We start from the raw sequence: 20,957 nt of genomic DNA, 5'->3' as shown, positions 1-20,957 counted from the left end.
TTTGTGTTGCGCGGGAGCGGGCATTTTGTTGCCAGTGCAACATCCGCTCCCGGCTAACTGTTGGTTTGACAGCATCAAGCGGCCAGGGTGGCCTCTGAGGCTTGTTGGTAGGCTTTGTATAGTCCTGAATAATGACCGTCCAGTGCAATCAGCTGGCCATGCGAACCTTTTTCTACCACCTGTCCATCGCGAATCACGGCGATGGCATCGGCATCACGGATGGTTGATAAACGGTGCGCGATGATGATGGCCGTGCGGCCCTCGCATAAGCGCCTGAAAGCAGTCTGGATTTTGCGTTCTGTTTGCAGGTCGACGGCTGACGTGGCTTCGTCCAGCACCAGGATGGCCGGGTTGGCCAGGTAGGCCCTGACTATGCACACCAGTTGCCGCTGGCCATGACTGAGGAATGCACCCAATGGCCCGACTTGCGTGGCATAGCTTTGTGGCAGGCGTTCCAGAATCTCGTCAGCGCCTAGCTCTTTCACCGCGTGTATCAGTTCCGCATCACTGGCCTCGGGCGCGGCCAGGCGTAAATTCTCCAGCACGGTGCCGCTGAACAGCACATTGTCCTGTAATACCAGGCCGACTTTACGCCGCAGGCTGGTTTGTTCGTAGTCTTTGACATTCACGCCATCGACTAGCACTTCGCCTGCATTCACTTCATAAAAGCGCGTCAGCAGTTGCACGATGGTGCTCTTACCATGGCCGGTCGGGCCGACAATGGCCAGCACCTGTCCGGCCGGGATTTCCAGGCTCAGGTCCTGGATCACGTAGTGAGAGGCTTGCGGGTTGTATTTGAAATGCACATGGTTAAAAGCAACATGGCCACGTGCTGCAGGTAGTTGTGGAGTTGCCGGATCGACAATTTCCGGCTCGGTATCCAGCAACAGAAAAATACGTTGCGCTGAAGATGCGCCCGTAGAATAACGTTCAAACAGGTCATTCAATTCTTGTAATGGGCCTAGAAACAGTTGTATGTAAAACAGGCTCTGTGCAATTTGGCCAACCGTCATCTCGTGTTCGACAATGCCCAGGCTGCCGGTGGCCAGCAGAAACGCCATGCCCACGGTGCTCAGCACTTGTGTCAGCGGTAAAAACCAGCTGGACTTAAGGTTGCCTTTGATCAAAATGGTATTGAAGTCGTGCAACAACGCGCGGTAGCGGGTGGCGTTATCATCCTCAATCACGGTTTGCTTGATAATGCGTACGCCAGACACGGTTTCTACCAGATGGGCCGTGAAGCGCGCCCTGGCTTCGGCCACTTTGGCCCAGTTTTTTTCCGAAATACGCTTGAATAACCAGGTGGCGGCAAACAGCACGGGCACAATGCTGGCCAGGGCCAATAGCAACTTAGGTGAAATCACCCACAAGGCGACGCTGGCGACGATAAAGCGCAACAACGCTGATAACAACTCTGGCGGCCCTTGAATCAGTAGCGGTTCCAGTGCGTCAATATCACGATCAGCCCGCGAGATAATGCGCCCGGCTTTGGTCTGGTCGAAGTAGCGCATGCTCAACTGTTGCAAGTGTGCGAACACCTGCACACGCAAGCTGTTAAGAATATGCACAGCCGCGCTGCCGGACAGGTATTGCGACAAGCCGGAAACGCCAAAACGCACGATCCAGCTGAGGCCCATGCCTATGCTCATCCACACTAGCAATGGTGTATTGAGGACGATGCCTTGCGCCGATTGAATGAAACCGTGGTCAATCACCTCGCGTAAAAACCAGGGACGGATAAAAATCACGCCTACCAGCAAGGCCTCGAGCAAAATCACGGCGGTGACTTTACCTGAAACCTGTTTCAGTAATGGCAGCAGGCGCCAGAACATATTGCGGTCCAGGCTTTTTTTTGCCAGCGCCTGTTCCAGTTCAATGTCATTGAGGGCACGCTCTTGTCTTAATTTTTCAGCCATGTTGCACTCCAACTAAGTCGCGGTAAGCGACATGTGTTTGTATCAGGTCTTCATGTGTACCTTCGGCGATAATGCGTCCTTCTGCCAGCATGGCGACACGATCTGCCAGTAAAATAGTCGATAGCTTGCTGGCAATAATCAGCACGGTGATATTTTTGCCTGTGCTGTGGCGCAGGTTGCGGATGTTGTCTAGCACTTTGCGCTCGGTAATCGCATCCAGTGCGCTGGTTGAGTCATCCAGGACCAGTATTGATGGCGCCGATAAAAAGGCGCGTGCCAGGCTGATGCGCTGGCGTTGACCGCCAGACAGTGTGATGCCACGGTCACCGATTTTGGTGTGCAGGCCATCGCTGAGTTTTTCCAGCACCTCATCGGCAGCGGCCAGATGCAACGCTTGCAACAACTCTTCATCGGTCGCATCCGGTTTAGCCAGGCGTAAGTTGGCCGCCAGCGTGTCAGAGAACAAGAAACTCTCTTGCGGCACGACATGCACAGATTTACGCAGCTGTTGCAGTTGTAAGGTTTTCACGTTATGCCAACCTGCCCAGGCCGAGCCGACCTCTACACTGCCGTGCTTGGCATCCAGCAGTCGCGGCAATAATCCGGCCAGTGAGCTTTTACCGGCACCGGTGGCGCCGACAATGGCCACGGTTTCGCCCGGGCTGACCTCCAGGCTGCAATGATGCAATATTGCCTGGTCGCTGTTAGGTGCCTGCGTGGTGACATTGGTTAAACGGAAGCCTAGCGCCTGCGTCGCCAGTGTGTGCGGGCCAGGCAGAATATGTGGTTCTTCATCCAGCAGCTCCCAAATGCGGGTGGCCGATGAGCGGGCGTCAGCAAACACCTGCATCACGCGGCCTATGCCTTCGACGCGGAACACCAGGGCATTGGCGATCAGCAAGGCAGCCACCAATTGACCAATATTCAAAGCCCCTTGGCTGACCAGGTATGCGCCAAACGCCAGGATCCACACCTGGCTAAAGCCAATCACAATCTGCGGTAAAGGAATTCTTTTGGCGGCAAATGCCAGTGCGGTATGCGCATGGGTGACAAAAGTATCGACCAGGCTGGCAAAGTGTTGGGTACGGGGAGATTCCAGCCCGAACGCCTTAATCACACGGATGCCATTGACGCCCTCACTGAGCTCCTGATTGACCTGGTCGTAGGCATTGCCGACTTCGCGGTCGAGAATGACAAGGGTGTTGGTGTGCTTGACGAACAACCACATGCCAGCCACCACCAGTAATAGTGTGCCCAGGCCGATCAATGGGTGATAAACACTGAGGACAGTCACAGAGATCAGCACCCAGATGCTAGCTTCGAATACCTGTCGCCAGAAGTTAATCAGGGCATCGCGCACCTTGTCCGCATCCCGCGTGGTGCGCGTGACGATTTCACCGATGCCATGTTGCCAGTGATAGGCCAGGTCTAACCGTTGCACCTGGTACAAAATGCGTTCACGCAGAATGTAGAGCAACTCCTGGCCAATGATCAGTGACATCACGCCGCCCACATATTGTAAGACCGCGCGGCCAACCGCCACACCAATCAATAACGTCAGCCAGTGACGGGCATGGGAAAAGTCCAGCAGGCCCTGGGCATTGCGCGTGACGAATTCGCCGAGATGGATGGACTGCACAATCTGGCCGACCAGCCAGAGTTGCCATGCCATGCCCGCATTGACCAGGATAAACAGCATGGCGGTGAAGCTGAATTGCCACGGCATGTAGGCGTACAAAGCCAGGCAGCGTAGCAAGGGTTGTTTTAATTGAAACGAGGGGGCGCGCGACGATGGTGGCTGCAACCCGTTTTCTTCAGTATGAATGTAGGACTTCAACTAGCCCTCCTTTGTAGAAACTCAATCAAAAACGCCAGAACACACGAGGTGTTCTGGCGCTGACAAAGGTATTTAAAAGCGTTAGAACGCGGCTGCGAAAGACACACCTACAGTTCTGACCGCACCCTGGTAGATGTTGTCACCAAACACACCCTGTCCGGCGCTGTATGATGGGGTTGAATGTTGCAGATAATGTTTGTCGAACAGGTTATTGGCGTAAGCCGTCACAGTATATTTATTGCCTGGTGTGACATACGAAATCCGCGCATTCACAATGGTGAAGGCACCTTGCTCAAGTCCGGAGCGGTATACGCCATTGCTGTCTACGCCCTGAGGTGTCACAAAGTAGTATTGCTTGGACAGGAAGCGCGCATCCCCCCCCACAACAACTTTTGCACCGTTATCGACGTGGAATGTGTAGTTAGTCAGCAAGTTGGCAGTGACGTTAGGTGCGCGTACCAGGCGGTTGCCATCAAAATTACCGCCATTATTCAGGATTTGGGCATCTTCAAACTTGGTGCTCAATAAACCTAAGCTACCGCTGACAAACCAGTCATTAGTGGGCAGGGCTTGCACTTCCAACTCCAGGCCGTAGCTCTTGGCTTTATCTACGTTTTGCAGATAGGAGACGGTTGAGCTTGCCAGTACGTTAAAGCCCACCACGTTAACCTGAATGTCCTGATAGTCATAGTAGAACGCTGTGGCATTAAAGTTAAGACGACCTGCCAGCCATTCAGATTTATAGCCTAACTCGTAGGAGTCCAGTTGCTCAGGCTTGACTTGGTTAACGGCGGCCAGGTTGGTTGCTGCTGTGTTAAAACCACCCGATTTGATGCCATGCGCATACTTAAAGAATACCCGGTCTGTTGGAGATAACTTGAGCTCCGGGGTGAAGTCGTAACTCCAGCGGTCCCAGGTGGCAGAGTCGCTGGTACTGAATGTGCCAGATGCCAAGGTCCCCGACGGTGTATAGCCCAGGCCTGGGGTGGTGGATGGTGTAAATGTGTTCCACCACTGCGCCAGGTTGCCATAGCTCCCATTCACGCCGGTATTGCCTGTCCCTACGCGGCTTAACTCATATTCTTTGCGTTCCCGGCTCCAGCTTAAACCAGCCGAGGTTGCAAAATCCTCTGTCCAGTTATAGGTGGTATTACCAAAGATAGAGAAGCTGGTTGTTTCATGTTTGAGGTCAGAAGCATTGTAGGTCACTGAGGCGTTAGAGCCTGAAACACTGGAGTTCGCGACTTGTGAGGCTGGCAACTTGCCCGTTTGTGTGGCGCTATCAATGTTTTCTCTAAATAAGTGTACGCCAGCCAACCAGTTCCATTGGTCTTCACGTGGTGAGGTGATGCGGAATTCTTGGGATACCTGGCGTGTTTCGCTGTCTACGTGTTGACGGGAGAGCTCTAATGGCGTGTTGTCGTTATCGGTAAGCGTTTCATTTTTAAAGCCTTCAAACCCGGTAATGGAAGTGAGTGCTAACCTGCCTACATTCCATTTGAAGTTCAGGCTGGCGCCGGTTTGCGAGGTGTTGCTCCAGTTATCGGCATTGGTGCTGACATCGTTATAACCCGTACTTGGCGCGTAACCATTGCGTAATACGCCATTGGCAGCATAGCTTTTGGTGTTGATAATGGTGCCATCCGTTTTGTATTTGCGGTAGTGCACATTCAGCAAGGCTTCTGCATCATCAGAAATCTTGCCCAATAATTGGCCGCGAATCGCACCGTCTTGCAGGCCACCGTCCTTGGTGCCGTTGAAAATATTGTTAAAGCGGCCATCAATGTCTTCTTGATAGACCGAAATACGTGCGCCCAGACGGTCTTCAATCAGCGGAATGTTGAAACCACCCTGCAGCACTTTGTCGTTAAATGTGCCGTAGTCTGCTTTGATATAGTCATCATTTTTTCCTTCTTTCAATGATGGCTTTTGCGAAATAATATTCACGGCACCGCCCGTGGTGTTTTTGCCATATTTGGTCCCTTGTGGGCCGCGCAATACCTCTACACGTTCGAGGTCAAACAGCGGGAAACCGGTGGCAGATGCGTTACTGATATAGACTTCGTCCAGGTAAAAGCCAATGGGGCTAGCCAAGTCTAATTGCTGCTGGCCTGCACCTACGCCACGGATCCACCAGCGTGGACGGCCATGTTGCTGGCCTACCGCTGTGGCGTTAGGGACATAGTTGAATACTTCCTGTGCTGAGCGGCCAACGCCTTGGTCAAGCAGGTCTTTGCCTTTGAGTACCGTAATCGGTGTGGCGATCTTTTGCGCGTTTTCCTTACGTCTGTTGGCGGTCACGGTCACACTGCCCAGTGAAGATTCTTGCGCCTGGGTTTCTTCGGTTTTTTTGCTGCTATCGTTGTTCTCGGCCGTTTCTGAGGTTTGTGCTTCCTGGCTTTCAACGACTTTTGCTTCTTCGGCCGCCCAGGCGGGGTTCAATGCCAATGAACCGGCAAAAGCGCTTAATACGGCAGCTTTGACCGTTCGTTGTTTCCATATATTGCTCGGCTGTTGCGCGCCGATGGAGTCACTGGTTCTTTTCATAATGTTCCCTTGAGTTGAGATGGTGCACTTAACAAAAGTGTTGAAAGCTCAGGGGCATGAATCGTGCCAATCACTTTTTATGTTTTTAACACTATGATTTTTATAAAAAAATAATTTTTTGAGGCGTGGGGGGAGTGGTGTGAATTGTTTTGTCAGCAACATCCCATCCAAACAGTTGTGCGGTGGAATGTTGCTTTGCAAACACTTTTAAATAATGTGAACGGCTTTTTCAAAGGCTAATCGTGGGCCACGTTTCTGGTTGGTAGGCGCGTCAATAAACCCTATATTCAACAACAAGAAGGACTTGTACTGGCCATCTGGAAAGAATGTGTGATCAACGCTTGCGGCGTTGAATCCGGACATAGGGCCGACAGAGAGTCCCAAAGCCCTGGCGGCGATAATCAGGTAGCCCGCCTGCAATGAAGCATTTAATGTGGCAGTGGGCGTAATCCAATCTGGCGATTTTTCAAAGAAGCTGCGTGCATCATAGGCCGGGAACTGCTCGGTCAGTTGATGATGAAAGTGTGAGTCATACGCCACAACCAAGTTCAGCGGTGCTGCCAGCGTCTTCTCACGATTTGAAGAAGCGAGGTGTGGTGCGAGTTTTTCTTTCTGCTCACGGCTACGGATAAAGAGGTATCTGGCCGGTTGCGCGTTGAAGCCGGTAGGCCCCAATTTCACCAGGTCGTATAACTGCTGGATGATGTCATCAGTCACCGGTGTATTGTTGAAGAAATGTTCGCTATGAGCGGCAGTAAAGAGTTGCTTGAGCGAAGCTTCTGGTAATGCTGACATGATAAAAGTCCTTAGTTAGAGATGGAAACAGGCGATGTTTTGCTTGAGCAAGCGACATGCCAGCCTTTGGTGTGGATATTTGTTGCGTGAGCAACAAAAGAGGGTATGTTGTGTTGCCCTCTAAGCAGTGTGATGTTGTTGTTGATGCTGTTTGCCTGGCGGATGCTGAATGATTCCAGGTACCAATAGGTATTAAAAATCATGCAGATATGGGTATGTCACCATGCGTCTGATAGACGAGCATGCAGTTGGCATGTTGTTTGCGGTGAGTCCTGTTGTTTGCGGCCGAGCAGATCAAATCATCATTAAACAGGAGACTTCACCATGAGCGACATCGTCACAGAAGCAGATTTAATTAAATATGTAGAACAGGCCAAAGCTGACGCTTTGCATTCGTTCAACTTTCTGAAAGAAACCGGCACCTTGTCGGCGACCTGGACTTACCATATCACGCACAAAATTCCTGGCCAGGATAAGTTGCTGAATATCCGCTTTCCATGGCCATGGGAGCGTTCGCGTGATCCGGTCGTGAGTATTGATACGTTCTCTGAAAAGAAAGATCATATCCTGCACGAGTCGCGCATTGATGCCGACACTGTGATTCACGCACATACGCCTTACCTGGCGGCGTGGTCACTGGCGCAAATCAATTTCCCCATTCTGTATGTGGCTGCCCAGCGTTATTTGCTGGCGCGTGAGATTCCTAATCATCTCGACCGTACACGCAGCGTGTTATCGATTATTTCCGAGCGCCTGGATCAACATCCTGAGCTGGCACCACCACCTGCTTTGCTGGAATCCAACGGCGGCGCCAATATCTGGGGCAAAGGCATTATCGGTACTTCGCAATTGGTTCTGCTGATTGAAGAAGCTGCCCGCTTCCAGTCACTGGCCGAGCAAATTGGTGGTGCCAAAGAGTACACCCCAGGCGCACTTGAGGTGCAGTGGAAGCGCACCGGCCTGGTAGAAAAAGCCAAGCAGTATTCAGGTCGTTTTATTGCTGACCTGCTCAAGCAAAAAGCGGCTTGATTTCATTCTCTGTCAGTCGGGGCAAGGTCACTTGGCTCCGATTTTTTATTGAAAGTGCATCTCGTGAGTCAACCCAAAAACAGAGAACTGGTTTCAGATGAATAAGTTTGATGATGATTACACGACATTTTCATGGGATACGCGAGTGATGCAATTTGACCTATTTTGAGATGACATCCGGAGAGTCATATGACACAACTATCTAATCGACATGCGCCACATCCAGTGGATTCAATCTTTATCGACCGCTGGTCACCGCGTGCCTACACAGGTGAGGCGATTGATGACGCCAGCTTGCTCAGCCTGTTTGAAGCCGCGCGCTGGGCACCTTCAGCCAATAATTCCCAGCCATGGCGTTTTATTTATGCCAAAAATGGCTCGGCACATTGGGGGGATTTGTTTGCATTACTCAACGAAAACAATCAGCGCTGGGTCAATCGTGCGGCTGTGCTGATTGCGCTGGTATCTAAAAAAACACATGTGCGGCCGGGCGAAACAGTACCATCCCCGTTAAAAAATCATTCTTTAGATGCAGGCGCAGCCTGGGCAAGCCTGGCTTTTCAGGCCTATCAACTGGGCTGGCGCACACGGGCAATTGGTGGCTTTAACCGTGACGCCGCGCCAGAAGTATTAGGCGTGCCAGAAGGTTACCAGGTAGAAATCCTCATTGCGGTGGGTAAACAAGCGGATAAATCTGTGTTGCCAGAAGACTTTCATGAGCGCGAACAACCTACACCGAGAAAACCTGTCGAAAGGTTTATTGCTGAAGGCAAGTTTAGCTTCGCTGAATAATCATTTCACGGGAGCATCATTGTTGTGTCCTCATTCTGCGAATATTTTATGCACCATGCCTTGCGGGTAGGCCGTCAGGCATGGCCTGCCTGCAGCCCCGCCTCGCCTGTTGGTTGCATACTGGTGAAAGAGGGCAGGGTGGTCGCCAGCGGCTATACCCAGCCACCCGGCAAATCGCATGCGGAAGTCATGGCGCTTGCCAGATTTACAGGTGATTTGTCTGAGGTCACTGTCTATATGACCCAGGAACCATGTGTATTGCATGGCAAAACGCCATCGTCTGCACAAGTGCTGGCGTCCAGCGGCATCAAGCGTGTGGTGATCGCCACGCTTGATCCGGATCCGCGTCATGCCGGTGCGGGCGTTGGCGTTCTCAGGGCGGCAGGGGTTGAGGTGATTGTTGGTGTGCTTGAGCCGCAAGTGCGTAAGGAGTTTGCGGTCGCTTTTGCTGGGAGCGTCTCCAAGTTGGTATAACAACACTTGCGACATGCAAGGTGTTGCTTTACCAACAATGCTGTTTCGTTTGACGAAGGTCTAGCGTTGGTGGACTCTGCTCATTAAGACTAAATTTAATTCATATTCAAGGAGATAGAGCAGTTTTTGCTCATTTTTAACTGTGCGCTGGCAGTTGGCACGGAACATGCCAATAACCCTTTGTAGAGACCTATTTGCAATAGGCAGGCGCAGAGCCTGCGAAACAAAGGAGACACTTATGGCGAATCAATTTTATTGGCAACTACCCACATCTGGGGATGCGCGCTATGGCAATGCCACCAAACAGCGTCGTGGTGAAGCCTCGGATCCACACTATCCTGTGTTCGGCAATGGGATCACTGACCCGCGCCGCAATGCCTTCAGCTATTTCGATTACATCCACCAAGTGACCAAAGCGGCGGATCTCGCCGGTTTTCAGGGCGTGTTTATTCCCGATAACCCTGATGGTGAAGAGCCATGGATTGTGGCTGGCTATGTGGGACGCAGTACGCAACGCCTGAAATTACTCACCCAGTTTGATGCCTCACGCGGCTCAGCTGTCTATGCCGCCAAAAATGCCGTGAGTTTCCAGCGGTATACCGGTGGCCGTTTTGCCTGGCATATCACCGAAGGTAGCAGCGACGAACATACGCGTAAGCAATTGGGCGACTTTGTGCCTAAAGCCGATATTCTGGCGCGCATTGACGAGTTTATTACAGTGGCCAAAGGGGTGCTGACGACGTTCCCATTCAATTTTGTGGGCCGTTTTTTTGAGGTGCAAGATGGTGGTTTTCAAGGGCCATTATCAGACCGTGAAGTGCCCAGCATTTATTTAGGCGGCAACAGTGCAGAACAGCTTGAATTGTCTGCCAAGCACGCAGATGTGCATGTCTTGGATGCGGCGAGTCATGAAGCGATTGCGCAGCAAATCGCCGCCTATCATAAGCTGGCACAAGGCCGCGCAGTTGCGTTTTCGTTGCGCATTGATGTGCTGGCGCGTGAAACACGCGAAGAGGCGTTAGAAGATGCCACGCGGTTTTTAACCCAAACGGGCGCAACGATTCCTGCCGATGATTCCGCATTGTTATGGCCTGGGTTTGCTGAGCAGCATACAGGCGCCAAGGCTTCGTTGATTGGTAGTTACGATGAAGTGGCTGCTGCATTGGCCGCTTACGCGCATGTGGGCGTGACGCAATTTGTGCTGGCAGCAGTGCCGCATTTTGAAGAGGCTTACCGTGTCGGTACCCATGTGTTACCACTGGTACGCCAGTTAACCAATCCTGCGCACAAGCAAGCTGCTTAAGTATTGATAAGGAGAAAAGAATGAGCATAGATGTTTTTTGGAGAATACCTACGCATGGCGAACCCGGTTCACATCGGGCAAGAGATCCGTTTCGTGGCGACTGGTTTCCTGGCAACGACAATAAAACCCTGAGTGGGTTGGGAGGCGGCGGGGACGATGGTTTTACCTATATCGACTATCTGGCCGAGATCGCGCGTGCCGCTGAAATTTCCGGCTTTCAGGGTGGTTTGATTCCTTCTTTCCCTAACACAGATGAGCCTTGGGTGATTTCTGCTTTCCTGGCGCGTGAAACTAAAAACTTCCGTTTCATGATCCCGTTCCAGCCAGGCTTCCTCAACCCGGTGGTAGCCGCGCGCATGACGGCCAGTTTGCAACGTGCCACCGGCGGCCGTGCGCTGTATAACGTCATTACCGGTGGCGGTGGCCCGTCCCAATTGTGGTGGGGTGACCCGGTGAAACATGATGACCGTTATGGCCGCACCACTGAGTTTTTGGATGTACTTAAAGGTATCTGGGCAGGTGGTCCATTCTCTTACAATGGACAGTTTTACCAGGTTGAAGATGCAGGCCTGCCTGACCCGTTATCTAAAGAAGAGTACCCAGAGATTTACTTCTCCGGCTCTTCTGATGCAGCGCTGGCGTCGGCCTCTAAACATGCGGATTACTATTTGTCATGGCTGGAACCGTTGGATTTAATCAAAGAAAAATTTGCCCGTGTCAAAGAGCGAACTGATCATCTGGGCCGCAAGATCAAGTGCTCCATTCGTGTCGATATCGTCGCGCGTCCAACCGAGGAAGAAGCATGGCGTGAAGTCAGCCGCGGCTTTGAAAATATTCCGAAAGAGATACTGGACCGCTATATAGCACAAAACGCTGGCGATTCTGTCGGTGCCAACCGTCAGCGCGGCCTGCGACCGCAAACCATTAACAGCTATAAGGACTTTATCCTATCGCCTAATATCTGGACCGGTTTCAGCTTGTTGCGCGGTGGTCAGACCCTGGGTATTGTCGGTAGCTATGAAAACGTTGCGGCCAGGTTGGATGAGTTGGTGCAACTGGGTACGGATGCCTTTATCCTGGCCAGCACGCCACATCTGGAAGAAGCATACCGCGTCGGCGAAGAAGTGTTGCCGCTGGTACGTGGAAAATCCGGCGCAAGCAATTTGCGCGCAGTCGCCTAGCACCGGCAATAGGTTGTTTAAAGCCCTCATGATGTTTGTCATGAGGGCTTTGTTCTTTTGAGGCGTGGATTTATGCGCCAGACAGAAGCGCGGGTGAAGGTTATGCCAATTTTTACTAACTCAAGCGCTTGTTATGGCGGATGATTGCAGCAACCATCTATGAACACATAACAGGGGATTTGACATGGGCAGTTTTAGTATTTGGCATTGGGTCATTGTGTTGGCCGTCGTGACCATGGTGTTTGGCACCAAGCGGTTGCGTAACCTGGGGGGCGATGTGGGTGGCGCGGTGAAAAGCTTTAAAGAAGCCATGAACGAGCAACCCGCTGCCATCGAGGATCAATCCAAGCATGTTTGAGGTCGGGTTTTCTGAAATTATCGTCATCGTCGTGGTGGCGTTGATTGTGATCGGCCCCGACAAACTGCCGAAGCTGGCCAGGACTTATGGCTTGCTGTATGGCCGTGTGCAACGCTATATCTCTGGCGTGAAGCAGGATATTGACCGTCAGGTGGCGCTGGATACCATGAAGAAAGCCACGGCTGATGCGCAGCAGAAGTTGCTGTCTATGCAATCTACCTTGATTGATGTGCATACAGAAATTGAGGATATGGTGCTGCCGCCAGCTGCCACCAAACCGGCACCACCGGTGCCAGTTGCCGAGCCAGTCGCTTTAAAGTAAAACCAAGATGGGACACACCGATACCCTCAGCCATTTTTACGAGTTACGCACGCGTTTTATCCGCATCTTGCTTGGCCTGTTGCTGGCCGCATGCATGACCGTGCCATTCGCCAATGAGTTGCATCAGTTTTTTGTGGCGCCTTTGCTGAGCCAGTTGCCAGCAGGGGGCAGGATGATTGCCACTTCTGTCACGTCTCCGTTCATGATTCCGCTGAAGATTGCCTTGTATGTGGCGTTTGTATTGAGCCTGCCGCACACTTTGTACCAACTGTGGAAATTTGTGCAGCCAGGGCTGTATCCAAAAGAAAAGTTCATGAGCGTGCTGGGCGTATTGGCCAGTTTGTCGCTATTTATGTTGGGCGCCTGTTTTGCCTTTTATGTGGTGATCCCGGTAGTGTTCAAATTTATTATCGGCAGCGCGCCAGCAGGGGTGGCGGTGATGACGGAAATTGGGAATTACCTGGATTTTCTCATCTCCATCACGCTGGCATTTGGGGTGTCTTTTCAAACACCGATTATCGTCGTGGCGATTGCCTACATGGGACTGGTCGAATTACAGACTTTGAAAGAAAGCCGCGGTTATGTGATTGTCGGCGCATTTGTCGTGGGGGCTATTTTTACCCCGCCCGATATCATTTCGCAATGCATGCTGGCAATTCCGCTGTGGTTGTTATATGAGCTGGGTTTGCTGGTGGCGCGTGTATTGATTTACCGTCGCAATCGTGCAGAAATGGCGATGCTGCCGAACCATTAAGAGTGATGGGCAGTGTAAAAAAGAGGCCTACTTCAGGCCTCTTGCTCTTTGCAGGGTGTCTATCGGGCATTCCCCAAACAGTTCACGGTAATAGCGCGAAAACAGGCTCATATGCCAGAAGCCCCACTTGCTGGCGACGTGGGCGATGCTGGAAACATCTTTTGAAGCATTGAGCAATTCGATGCGGATGCGTTGCAGTCGCACATTGCGCATATAGGTGACGGGGGTGATTCCCAGCACCCGGATAAACGCATGGTTCAGGGTTCTACGGCTGACTTTTAAAGCCTTGCACAGCTCTTCAATGGTGAGCGGAAAGCTCGGGTTGGTTAAGGTTGAGCTCCTGACGCGATTCACAATATAACGCGGAATGCGGTGATCAAAGTGCGGATGCGTATTTTCACTGGCGTGGAACAGTGCATGCAAACAGGCCGACATCAGGTCTTCTTCAAAGCTTTCCCATTTTTGCCGGTTATCCAGCTGTTGCTCCTGCTCGGCGCCAAATTGCAAGCCATATTGCAGTGCGCTGAGTAATAGCCTGGCGACATTCGCTGGCAGTAACTCTACCGGTTTGATCGTCCCCATCACCTGGCTGAAGTTCATCCAGTCTATCTTCTCTGCATAGGCTTCGAGTCGTTTGGCCGGGATGACCGCCACGGTAATTTCTGAAATGGTCGATGTCCTGAAATACAGCTCGGCATTTTTATCCAGGGTAATCAGCGAGTTGACCCGCACCGGCAACAATCCCCAACTGGCTTCGCCTTCAACCACCGTGGTGAGCCCGATGACATAAGAGTCTTGCGGTGCACTGGCAATCTGGTCCACGGCCCGGTTCATGGTTTCAGTGAAGATTTGGATGCCGTTACAGCTCACACTGTTTACGGCCCCTGAAAAAACACCTTTACTCAACTGCGTATAGTCCTGTGACCAAAACGGCAAAGCATCTGCCTGTTCCAGCACATCGCCGGTGTTGCGTTTCACCAAGTGAAAGTCAGGGCTGACCAGCTGGTCCAGCCCCAGTATTGTTTCTCTAAACCCCATTTTAATCGCTCCTGATATTCACCGCTTTAGAGAGTGCGGTGGGGATATCCATGAAAGTCCATTTATATAAATATTCGGACTAAATTCATTGTTTTTTATTATTTTTATTGCTTTTTAGGCCTTAAACACCCGGTTTTATTATTTTTTATGACAGAAAAACTGCCTGTAAGTGCCACTTTAGAGCGGAAATGTCCAGATGGATAGCAATAAACGGCAAAACACGCAGGCTTTTTCTGCATTTTTTCGCAGCTTTGCCAATTCTTGCTACATCGCTTTCTGCATCGTCGCTATTGTCACATCGCTTCAAATTGAAACGAATCAACTAGCCGCTAGTGCTAGGCAGGGGGTAACCATGGGTGACCACGGTGTTTGCATCATGACAAACAATGTTGCAAAACACCAGTCATGACATGCGGTTTTATGTCTGAATTTCCCTGCCTTTCTTTCTAGCCCGGTTGATGCATCAACACTAAAAAATTAAAGAGCGATGAGAGAGGAAATCTATGCACAAGGAAAGAAAGCGCCAGCTTGGCGCATGGTTGTTATTTACCCTGCTGGCCAGTCCGGCGCACGCAGAAGAGGGGATCAGCCTGGATAAAGGGAGGCCGGCTGAGTCAGCTGCATCCCCGCATCATCTCAATGGCAATGTGGGCATTTATAGCGATTATTTGTTCAGAGGCATTTCGTATGGCCGTGGCCGTGGCGCGTTTCAGGCGGCCGTGGATTATTCACATGATAGTGGCTGGTTCCTGGGGCTGGGTTATACCAATGTCAATAAAGATGCGATTTATGGCAACACCTACGAGATCGATCTGTATGGCGGCTTTAAAAAAACGTTTGCTAATGATGCCACAGTGACGGCCGGCTTTATTGAGTATTACTACCCGCAAAACCGGCACTATGTTGGCCAGCATCCGCATGTGGCAGAAGCCAATATCGCTGTCGATTACCATCAGTTCAATCTTAAATACTCACATTCACTGACAGACTGGTTTGGTGTCAATACGGTGTCTATGGGGCACGCCATGATAGGCAATCACGAGATGGGCGAGGGCGGCTCCAAAGGCAGTCACTATGTCGAGGCGAGTTACACCACACCATTAGCCAATACCGGCATCAACTGTGTGTTTCATGTTGGCCACCAGGTGGTTAAAAACTATTACATCGGCAATTACACCGATTACTCGGTTGGCCTCAATAAAGACTTCTCCATTGGTAGTGTGAAAGGCTGGAACGCAGGGGTCAGTTATGTGGCGATTGATGCCAACGATGACTGGTACACAGCTGCAGATGGCTATAAAACCGCTCAAAACAAGTTCTTTGGCTATATCCGCCTGAATATGTAGTCGCGGATTTTTCGCCTGCTAGCTGGCTCGCCGGGCCAGCTGTTCCCGGTTTATAGCCCCTTCCAGATATCTCCAACATGTCCTTCACAAAGAAGGGGCTTTTTTCTCAATAGTAAAAACTGGCATGACTTGGCCTTCATAAAACGCTCCCAAAAGGGATATGCCGATTTTTGCTAAAGCCCGTGAATCAAGGCCGCTATATTCATGCTTCATTCAAAACAAAGCTTAGGCCAGCAGGCCAAAGGAGGAAATATGAGTATGAACATAGGGACTGCTGCCATCAGTCATGCGTCCCAAACTTACGCAGCTGAGACCTGTGTCCCTGATGCGTATCATTTTTCAAAATCACAATCGACCGGTACGCGCTTCATCATGATGCTCACCGCGATTGCCGCCGGTGTGTTTGCCGGTCGCGTCATGCATAGCGCGATGTCGGTGGAGATGGCACTCACTGGCTTGTTTGTGTTGCTGGCTTTTGTCGGCGGCTTGCTGTCTACCTGGTCTCCTTGCGGTTATTCAAGTTTAAGTTTATTGAGACCGGCAGGCCGCTACTCATTCGGCTCGGTTGCCCGTTGGGCGCCTACCTTTTTCACGCATGCCGTGGGCTATGCCATCGGTGCTGTGGTGCTCGGTGGCGCGCTGGGTGGTGTCAGCTGGCTGCTGTTTGCCGAAGTGCCATTGCAGTACTCGGTGATCGGCCTGGCAGTGCTGGCGATTGGTTACGGTTTGCACCAGTTTGGCTTTTTGAAGATGCCTTATCCGCAACGCCGTGCGCAAGTACCACATGATGCACGCTTCCGCTTCCGTTCCTCTGTGATTGGCCTGCTGTATGGCTTCTCGCTGGGCATGAACTACCTGACTTATGTGCAAACGCCGATGCTGTACATCGTGACTGGCGTGGCTTTGCTCAGTGGTGGTGTCAAGGCGGGCATTGCCGTGATCGCCGTATTCAATATCGGTCGCTGCTTGCCAGTGGCAGTTAACTTCTTACCTGTTAAGGATCAGTCGGTTCAAGCCTGGTTGGCCCGTTGGCAGGAAAGTGCAGTTGAAGTTGATGGTTTCCTGTTATTGGCGATCGCTTCAGCAGCTTTAATGCTGGTGATGCTGTAAGCCGGTAGCAACACCAGACGCAATAGCAAGTTCTATCCATTTAAAAATATTAGGAGGATTTATGACAACATTCGATCATCCATCGATGATTCGTCAAGCTAAGCCGACAGGCTTGGCGGGGGGGCTGGTTTTGGCAGCACTCATGCTATCCAGCAGCCTGGCCATGGCGGATGCAACGCCAAACCAGCTCGGTTCAGAGATCACTGCCAAGTTGCAGGATGAAACATCTATCGCAGTGGCACCACCTAGCGATTCCAAACGTGTTTACGTGATGGATCCAGGTAACTTCCATATGACATCTACTGTTTATTCAATAGATGGCAAATCCAGCAAGCTGCTCGGCATGACCGATGCCGGTAAATTGCCTAACGTTATGGTGGCGTCAGATGGCAAGTTTTTAGCCATCGCCAATACCATGTATTCCCGCGTGGCCCGTGGCAAGCGTGATGATTATCTGGAGTTAATTGATACCAGAACGCATGAGCCGATTGCCGATATCGATATTCCAGAAGGCCGCTTCCTGACCGGTGTGTTCGAGCGTACGGCTGGTTTGAGTGTTGATGACAAGCACTTGCTGTTCCAGCAGTTCTCACCTTCACCTGGTGTCGGTCTGGTGGACCTGGAGAAAAAAGCCTTCGTGAAAATCATGAATGTGCCGGATTGCTACCATATTTTTCCAACGGCAAACCAGAACTTCTTCATGCACTGTCGTGATGGTTCTTTGATGCAGTTCACCTATGACAACAAGGGCAATACCAAGCAGAAGCCAACCAAGGTATTCCATACTGAAAAAGAGTATCTGCTGAATAACCCGTACTACTCAAACTCAAATAACCACCTGGCCTGGCCGACGTACGAAGGCAAGATTTTTCAGGCGAAATTATCTGAGACCGGTGCCGAGTTCCTCAAACCAATTGAAGTGTTTACCGACAAGGAAAAAGCGGACAAATGGCGTCCAGGTGGCTGGCAAACCCTAACTTACCACAAAGCACGTAATGAGCTGTATTTGCTGGCAGACCAACGCGAAAAATGGACGCACAAATTGCCTAGCCGCTATGTGTTTGTGGTTGACGCGACCTCCGGCAAACGCCTGCGTCGTATCGAGTTGAAGCATGAAATCAACTCTATCGCTGTGAGCCAGGATGAAAAGCCGTACTTGTACGCGGTGTCTGAAGAAGCGAAAACACTGTTCACTTTTGATGCTGTGAGCGGCAAGGCCTTATCCAGTATTGATGAACTGGGCCGTGCACCTTCCATGATTTTCATTGCGGATAAGTGAGATCGATATGGACTCGATGGTGAATGATCCTACCGTTGCGATATTCGCGTCATTGTTTGTGGCGCTGATTCTCGCAGCAGCAGCAATTCCCAAGCTCCGCAGTCAGGATGAGTTCCTGGGCGTAGTGGCCAACTACAAGCTTTTGCCTAATTTTCTGGTTGCACCTTTTGCCAAGTTATTGCCATGGGTGGAACTGGGATGCGCAATCGCCTTGCTGGTGCCTTCACTACGCACCACGGCCGCCTGTGTGGCTGCCGGGCTGTTCATGCTGTTCTCTTTCGCCATTGCGGTGAATGTCGGCCGTGGCCGCACCCACATTGATTGTGGTTGTGTGCGCCGCCCGACCAGCATGAGCCGTATCGGTATGTTTCACGTGCTGAGAGCCTTGGCCCTGGCTGGAATGAGCTTGTATGTCGCTGCAGTGCCGTTGGAGATATCTGGCATTAGCATCGAATCAGCCCTGACTGCATTGGCTTCGGCCGTCATGCTGTCACTGATTTACATGGCGGCAGACCTGATGGTTGGCTTTCCAGCGACCAAACATAAATTAGAAATCTATAAAGGAAATTCAAATGACTAGTGGAATCTTGATTGCATCAAATGTGCTGTTGTGGGGAGCATTTTTGGCATTGGCAGCATTAATGCTGGGCGTGATCCGTCAAATTGGCTTGTTACATGAACGTTCAGCACCGCTGGGCGCCATGATGATAGACCACGGTCCGGATGTCGGCGAACGTTCACCGATTTTCAACGTGAACACCTTCGACGGCGAGCCAGTGCTGGTCGGCCGCTCCATCACCCCGGGCCGCCCAAGCTTGCTGATGTTTACCGGCCCATCCTGCCCGATCTGCCAGAAACTGTTGCCTATCATTCGCTCAGTGGCAGCGATTGAAGAGACTGACGTGATTCTGATCAGTGACGGTACCCAGGCTGAGCATCGCCAGTTCCTCAAGGATCACCCGTTGGATGGTGAGTTGTATGTGGTTTCTGCCGAGATTGGCATGCGCTACCAAGTATCAAAAGTACCTTACGGCGTGTTGCTGGATCAGGACGGCAAAATCCTGGCTAAAGGCCTGTGCAATACCCGTGAGCATGTAGAAAGCCTGTTTGAGACTATCCGTCATGGCCACTCAACCTTGCAGAACTACCTCAAGGATGAAAACACTGCCCCTAAATTTAAACAAGTGACCGCGAACAAAGTGCATTAAGCGCTGGTTCACGTCTTGATTACGGAGAGAGTAAACGAAATGAAAAAAGAAACTGGGTTTGACTCAAAAATTGAGAAGCTGGCACGGACCACCGCCAGCAAAACCGGCCGCCGTGGCTTTATCGGCCGCCTGGGTGGCTTCCTGGTCGGTTCTGCCTTGTTACCATTGTTGCCGGTAGACCGCCGCTCACGCCTGGGTGGTGAAGTGCAGGCAGCTACCACGGGTAACCTGACCAGAAGTGGCTTCAAGCCGCAGGACAAAGACCCCAAGGCTTGTGACTACTGGCGCCATTGTACGATCGACGGCAACCTGTGTGACTGCTGCGGCGGTACTTTGACGTCTTGCCCACCAGGCAGCAGTCTGTCACCAAGCTCATGGGTGGCCAGTTGTTACAACCCGGGTGATCAGCAGACTTACCTGATTGCCTACCGTGACTGCTGTGGTAAGCAAACTTGCGGCCGTTGTAACTGCGTGAATACACAAGGTGAATTGCCGGTGTACCGCCCTGAGTTCAACAACGATATCGTCTGGTGCTTTGGTGCTGACAATGATGCCATGACGTATCACTGCACCATTTCACCGATTGTGGGTAAAGCAAGCTAGCGCTTGTTGTCAAAGAAAAATCAGTATGTGGTTTAGAAGCTTAATCTTGTTTAGAAATTGGGTTCTAATCGTAAGCACGCTGATGGTGGCGAATACTGCCTGGTCCGCAAATCTTCCTCCGAGGGAAAAATTCAAGCGGCCAGACAGTATTCCATCACCCCTGTCTAACCCCCTGACCGTGGAAAAAGCCACGCTGGGAAAAACCCTGTTTTTCGACCAGCGCCTTTCAAGGTCAGGCGGGATGGCTTGTGCCACTTGTCACTCCCCAGACCAGCGCTGGAGTGATGGCCGCACGTTGCCATTGCAGGCAGAAGGCGTCAGCAATGCCCGTCGCACGCCGACAGTATTAAACAGTGCATGGTTGAGTGCACTCATGTGGGATGGCCGCGCCAGCACCCTTGAAGCACAGGCCGTGTTGCCAATCACCACCGCACACGAAATGAATTTTGACCTCGCCAGTCTGGTGAGTCGTTTACAGCAAATTCAGGGCTATCGCCCCTTGTTTACCCAGGCCTTTGGCGATGACAGTATTAGCCAGCAGCGGATCACGCAGGCCCTGGCCAGTTTCCAGCGTACGCTGGTGTCCAATATTGCCCCGTTTGACCGCTGGGTAGCAGGCGACGAAGAGGCCATCAGCGAATCCGCCAAACGTGGCTTTGCTGTGTTTAACGATAAAAATAAAGCCAATTGTGTGGCTTGCCATAGTTCATGGCGGTTTACCGACGATAGCTTTCATGACATTGGCCTGCCGAGCAAAGATCTAGGCCGGGGCGCCAAAGTACCTGCACAAGTGACCTTGATGCAGCATGCGTTTAAAACCCCCTCTTTGCGCGACCTGTCGATTGAAGGGCCTTATATGCATGATGGCTCCATCCGTGGCCTGAAAACCGTGATCAAGCATTACAAAAGTGAGGCCATCCAGCGCGAGAGCCTTTCCAAGGATATGCAAAAGTTTGAACTGTCAGACTTGGAAGAAAGTGACCTGATCGCTTTTATCCAAAGTCTGGACGGTGGTGCCCTGAAGGTGCAGGCACCAGTGATGCCTGAATAGCAATCGTTGAATGG

General features: G+C 51.5%; 20 protein-coding genes. 15 read left to right on the top strand and 5 right to left on the bottom strand.

Features of this window, described 5'->3' with window-relative positions; all coding sequences use genetic code 11:
- Positions 1 to 74 precede the first annotated feature (74 nt).
- The 4 genes from INP79_RS13065 to INP79_RS13050 all read right to left on the bottom strand — a co-directional run bounded on the left by INP79_RS13065 (position 75) and on the right by INP79_RS13050 (position 7,095).
- Positions 75 to 1,916 carry an ABC transporter ATP-binding protein gene (locus tag INP79_RS13065; protein WP_194754698.1) on the bottom strand — a complete coding sequence of 614 codons (1,842 nt, stop codon included), beginning with the start codon at positions 1,914 to 1,916 and terminating at the stop codon, positions 75 to 77.
- Positions 1,909 to 3,753 carry an ABC transporter ATP-binding protein gene (locus INP79_RS13060; protein ID WP_228519995.1) on the bottom strand — a complete coding sequence of 615 codons (1,845 nt, stop codon included), beginning with the start codon at positions 3,751 to 3,753 and terminating at the stop codon, positions 1,909 to 1,911. The genes INP79_RS13065 and INP79_RS13060 overlap by 8 nt, the downstream gene beginning before the upstream one ends.
- Before the next feature lie 81 nt (positions 3,754 to 3,834).
- Positions 3,835 to 6,300: a TonB-dependent receptor gene (locus INP79_RS13055; RefSeq protein ID WP_194754697.1), complete on the bottom strand. Its 2,466-nt coding sequence runs from the start codon at positions 6,298 to 6,300 to the stop codon at positions 3,835 to 3,837.
- A gap of 207 nt (positions 6,301 to 6,507) precedes the next feature.
- On the bottom strand, positions 6,508 to 7,095 hold the full coding sequence (locus tag INP79_RS13050; RefSeq protein WP_194754696.1) for a malonic semialdehyde reductase: 588 nt from the start codon (positions 7,093 to 7,095) through the stop codon (positions 6,508 to 6,510).
- Positions 7,096 to 7,419: 324 nt separating this feature from the next.
- On the opposite strand from INP79_RS13050, the gene INP79_RS13045 reads away from it, so the two are divergent.
- From INP79_RS13045 to tatC, 8 genes are all read left to right on the top strand, one after another.
- Positions 7,420 to 8,124, top strand: a complete 705-nt coding sequence (locus tag INP79_RS13045; RefSeq protein WP_194754695.1) for a class II aldolase/adducin family protein — start codon at positions 7,420 to 7,422, stop codon at positions 8,122 to 8,124.
- A 189-nt stretch (positions 8,125 to 8,313) separates the two neighbouring features.
- Complete coding sequence (locus INP79_RS13040; protein ID WP_194754694.1) at positions 8,314 to 8,916, top strand: nitroreductase family protein; 603 nt, start codon at positions 8,314 to 8,316, stop codon at positions 8,914 to 8,916.
- Between the two features lie 48 nt (positions 8,917 to 8,964).
- Positions 8,965 to 9,390 carry a bifunctional diaminohydroxyphosphoribosylaminopyrimidine deaminase/5-amino-6-(5-phosphoribosylamino)uracil reductase RibD gene (locus INP79_RS13035; RefSeq protein ID WP_194754693.1) on the top strand — a complete coding sequence of 142 codons (426 nt, stop codon included), beginning with the start codon at positions 8,965 to 8,967 and terminating at the stop codon, positions 9,388 to 9,390.
- A gap of 238 nt (positions 9,391 to 9,628) precedes the next feature.
- Positions 9,629 to 10,693, top strand: coding sequence for an LLM class flavin-dependent oxidoreductase (locus tag INP79_RS13030; protein ID WP_194754692.1), 1,065 nt, complete (start codon positions 9,629 to 9,631; stop codon positions 10,691 to 10,693).
- Positions 10,694 to 10,713: 20 nt separating this feature from the next.
- Positions 10,714 to 11,874 (top strand): LLM class flavin-dependent oxidoreductase, encoded by a 1,161-nt coding sequence (locus INP79_RS13025; protein WP_194754691.1) that lies wholly within the window; start codon positions 10,714 to 10,716, stop codon positions 11,872 to 11,874.
- Positions 11,875 to 12,058: 184 nt separating this feature from the next.
- Positions 12,059 to 12,232 carry a Sec-independent protein translocase subunit TatA gene (gene tatA, locus INP79_RS13020; RefSeq protein ID WP_047516589.1) on the top strand — a complete coding sequence of 58 codons (174 nt, stop codon included), beginning with the start codon at positions 12,059 to 12,061 and terminating at the stop codon, positions 12,230 to 12,232.
- On the top strand, positions 12,225 to 12,554 hold the full coding sequence (tatB, locus tag INP79_RS13015) for a Sec-independent protein translocase protein TatB (RefSeq protein WP_194754690.1): 330 nt from the start codon (positions 12,225 to 12,227) through the stop codon (positions 12,552 to 12,554). The genes tatA and tatB overlap by 8 nt, the downstream gene beginning before the upstream one ends.
- Positions 12,555 to 12,561: 7 nt before the next feature.
- Positions 12,562 to 13,308 carry a twin-arginine translocase subunit TatC gene (gene tatC, locus INP79_RS13010; RefSeq protein ID WP_194754689.1) on the top strand — a complete coding sequence of 249 codons (747 nt, stop codon included), beginning with the start codon at positions 12,562 to 12,564 and terminating at the stop codon, positions 13,306 to 13,308.
- A 27-nt stretch (positions 13,309 to 13,335) separates the two neighbouring features.
- Here tatC and INP79_RS13005 read toward each other — a convergent pair whose 3' ends face one another.
- The gene (locus tag INP79_RS13005) at positions 13,336 to 14,346 is read right to left on the bottom strand and encodes a helix-turn-helix domain-containing protein (protein WP_194754688.1); all 1,011 of its coding nucleotides are present in this window, start codon (positions 14,344 to 14,346) and stop codon (positions 13,336 to 13,338) included.
- 503 nt (positions 14,347 to 14,849) lie between these two features.
- On the opposite strand from INP79_RS13005, the gene INP79_RS13000 reads away from it, so the two are divergent.
- From INP79_RS13000 to mauG, 7 genes are all read left to right on the top strand, one after another.
- On the top strand, positions 14,850 to 15,692 hold the full coding sequence (locus INP79_RS13000; RefSeq protein WP_194754687.1) for a TorF family putative porin: 843 nt from the start codon (positions 14,850 to 14,852) through the stop codon (positions 15,690 to 15,692).
- A 252-nt stretch (positions 15,693 to 15,944) separates the two neighbouring features.
- Entirely contained in the window at positions 15,945 to 16,802 is an 858-nt protein-coding gene (locus INP79_RS12995) for a methylamine utilization protein MauF (protein WP_228519993.1), read from the top strand.
- Between the two features lie 61 nt (positions 16,803 to 16,863).
- Positions 16,864 to 18,081, top strand: a complete 1,218-nt coding sequence (gene mauB / locus INP79_RS12990; RefSeq protein ID WP_228519991.1) for a methylamine dehydrogenase (amicyanin) large subunit — start codon at positions 16,864 to 16,866, stop codon at positions 18,079 to 18,081.
- A 7-nt stretch (positions 18,082 to 18,088) separates the two neighbouring features.
- On the top strand, positions 18,089 to 18,661 hold the full coding sequence (locus tag INP79_RS12985) for a MauE/DoxX family redox-associated membrane protein (protein ID WP_194754686.1): 573 nt from the start codon (positions 18,089 to 18,091) through the stop codon (positions 18,659 to 18,661).
- Positions 18,654 to 19,289 carry a methylamine dehydrogenase accessory protein MauD gene (mauD, locus tag INP79_RS12980; protein WP_194754685.1) on the top strand — a complete coding sequence of 212 codons (636 nt, stop codon included), beginning with the start codon at positions 18,654 to 18,656 and terminating at the stop codon, positions 19,287 to 19,289. The genes INP79_RS12985 and mauD overlap by 8 nt, the downstream gene beginning before the upstream one ends.
- Before the next feature lie 39 nt (positions 19,290 to 19,328).
- Positions 19,329 to 19,892: a methylamine dehydrogenase (amicyanin) small subunit gene (gene mauA, locus INP79_RS12975; protein WP_019883212.1), complete on the top strand. Its 564-nt coding sequence runs from the start codon at positions 19,329 to 19,331 to the stop codon at positions 19,890 to 19,892.
- 46 nt (positions 19,893 to 19,938) lie between these two features.
- On the top strand, positions 19,939 to 20,943 hold the full coding sequence (gene mauG / locus INP79_RS12970) for a tryptophan tryptophylquinone biosynthesis enzyme MauG (protein ID WP_228519989.1): 1,005 nt from the start codon (positions 19,939 to 19,941) through the stop codon (positions 20,941 to 20,943).
- Positions 20,944 to 20,957: the final 14 nt, after the last annotated feature.

Source organism: Methylophilus sp. QUAN (assembly GCF_015354445.1).
Classification (GTDB): Bacteria; Pseudomonadota; Gammaproteobacteria; order Burkholderiales; family Methylophilaceae; genus Methylophilus.
The sequence above is the reverse complement of the archived record's forward strand: the minus strand, read 5'-3'. Positions and strand labels throughout refer to the sequence as shown.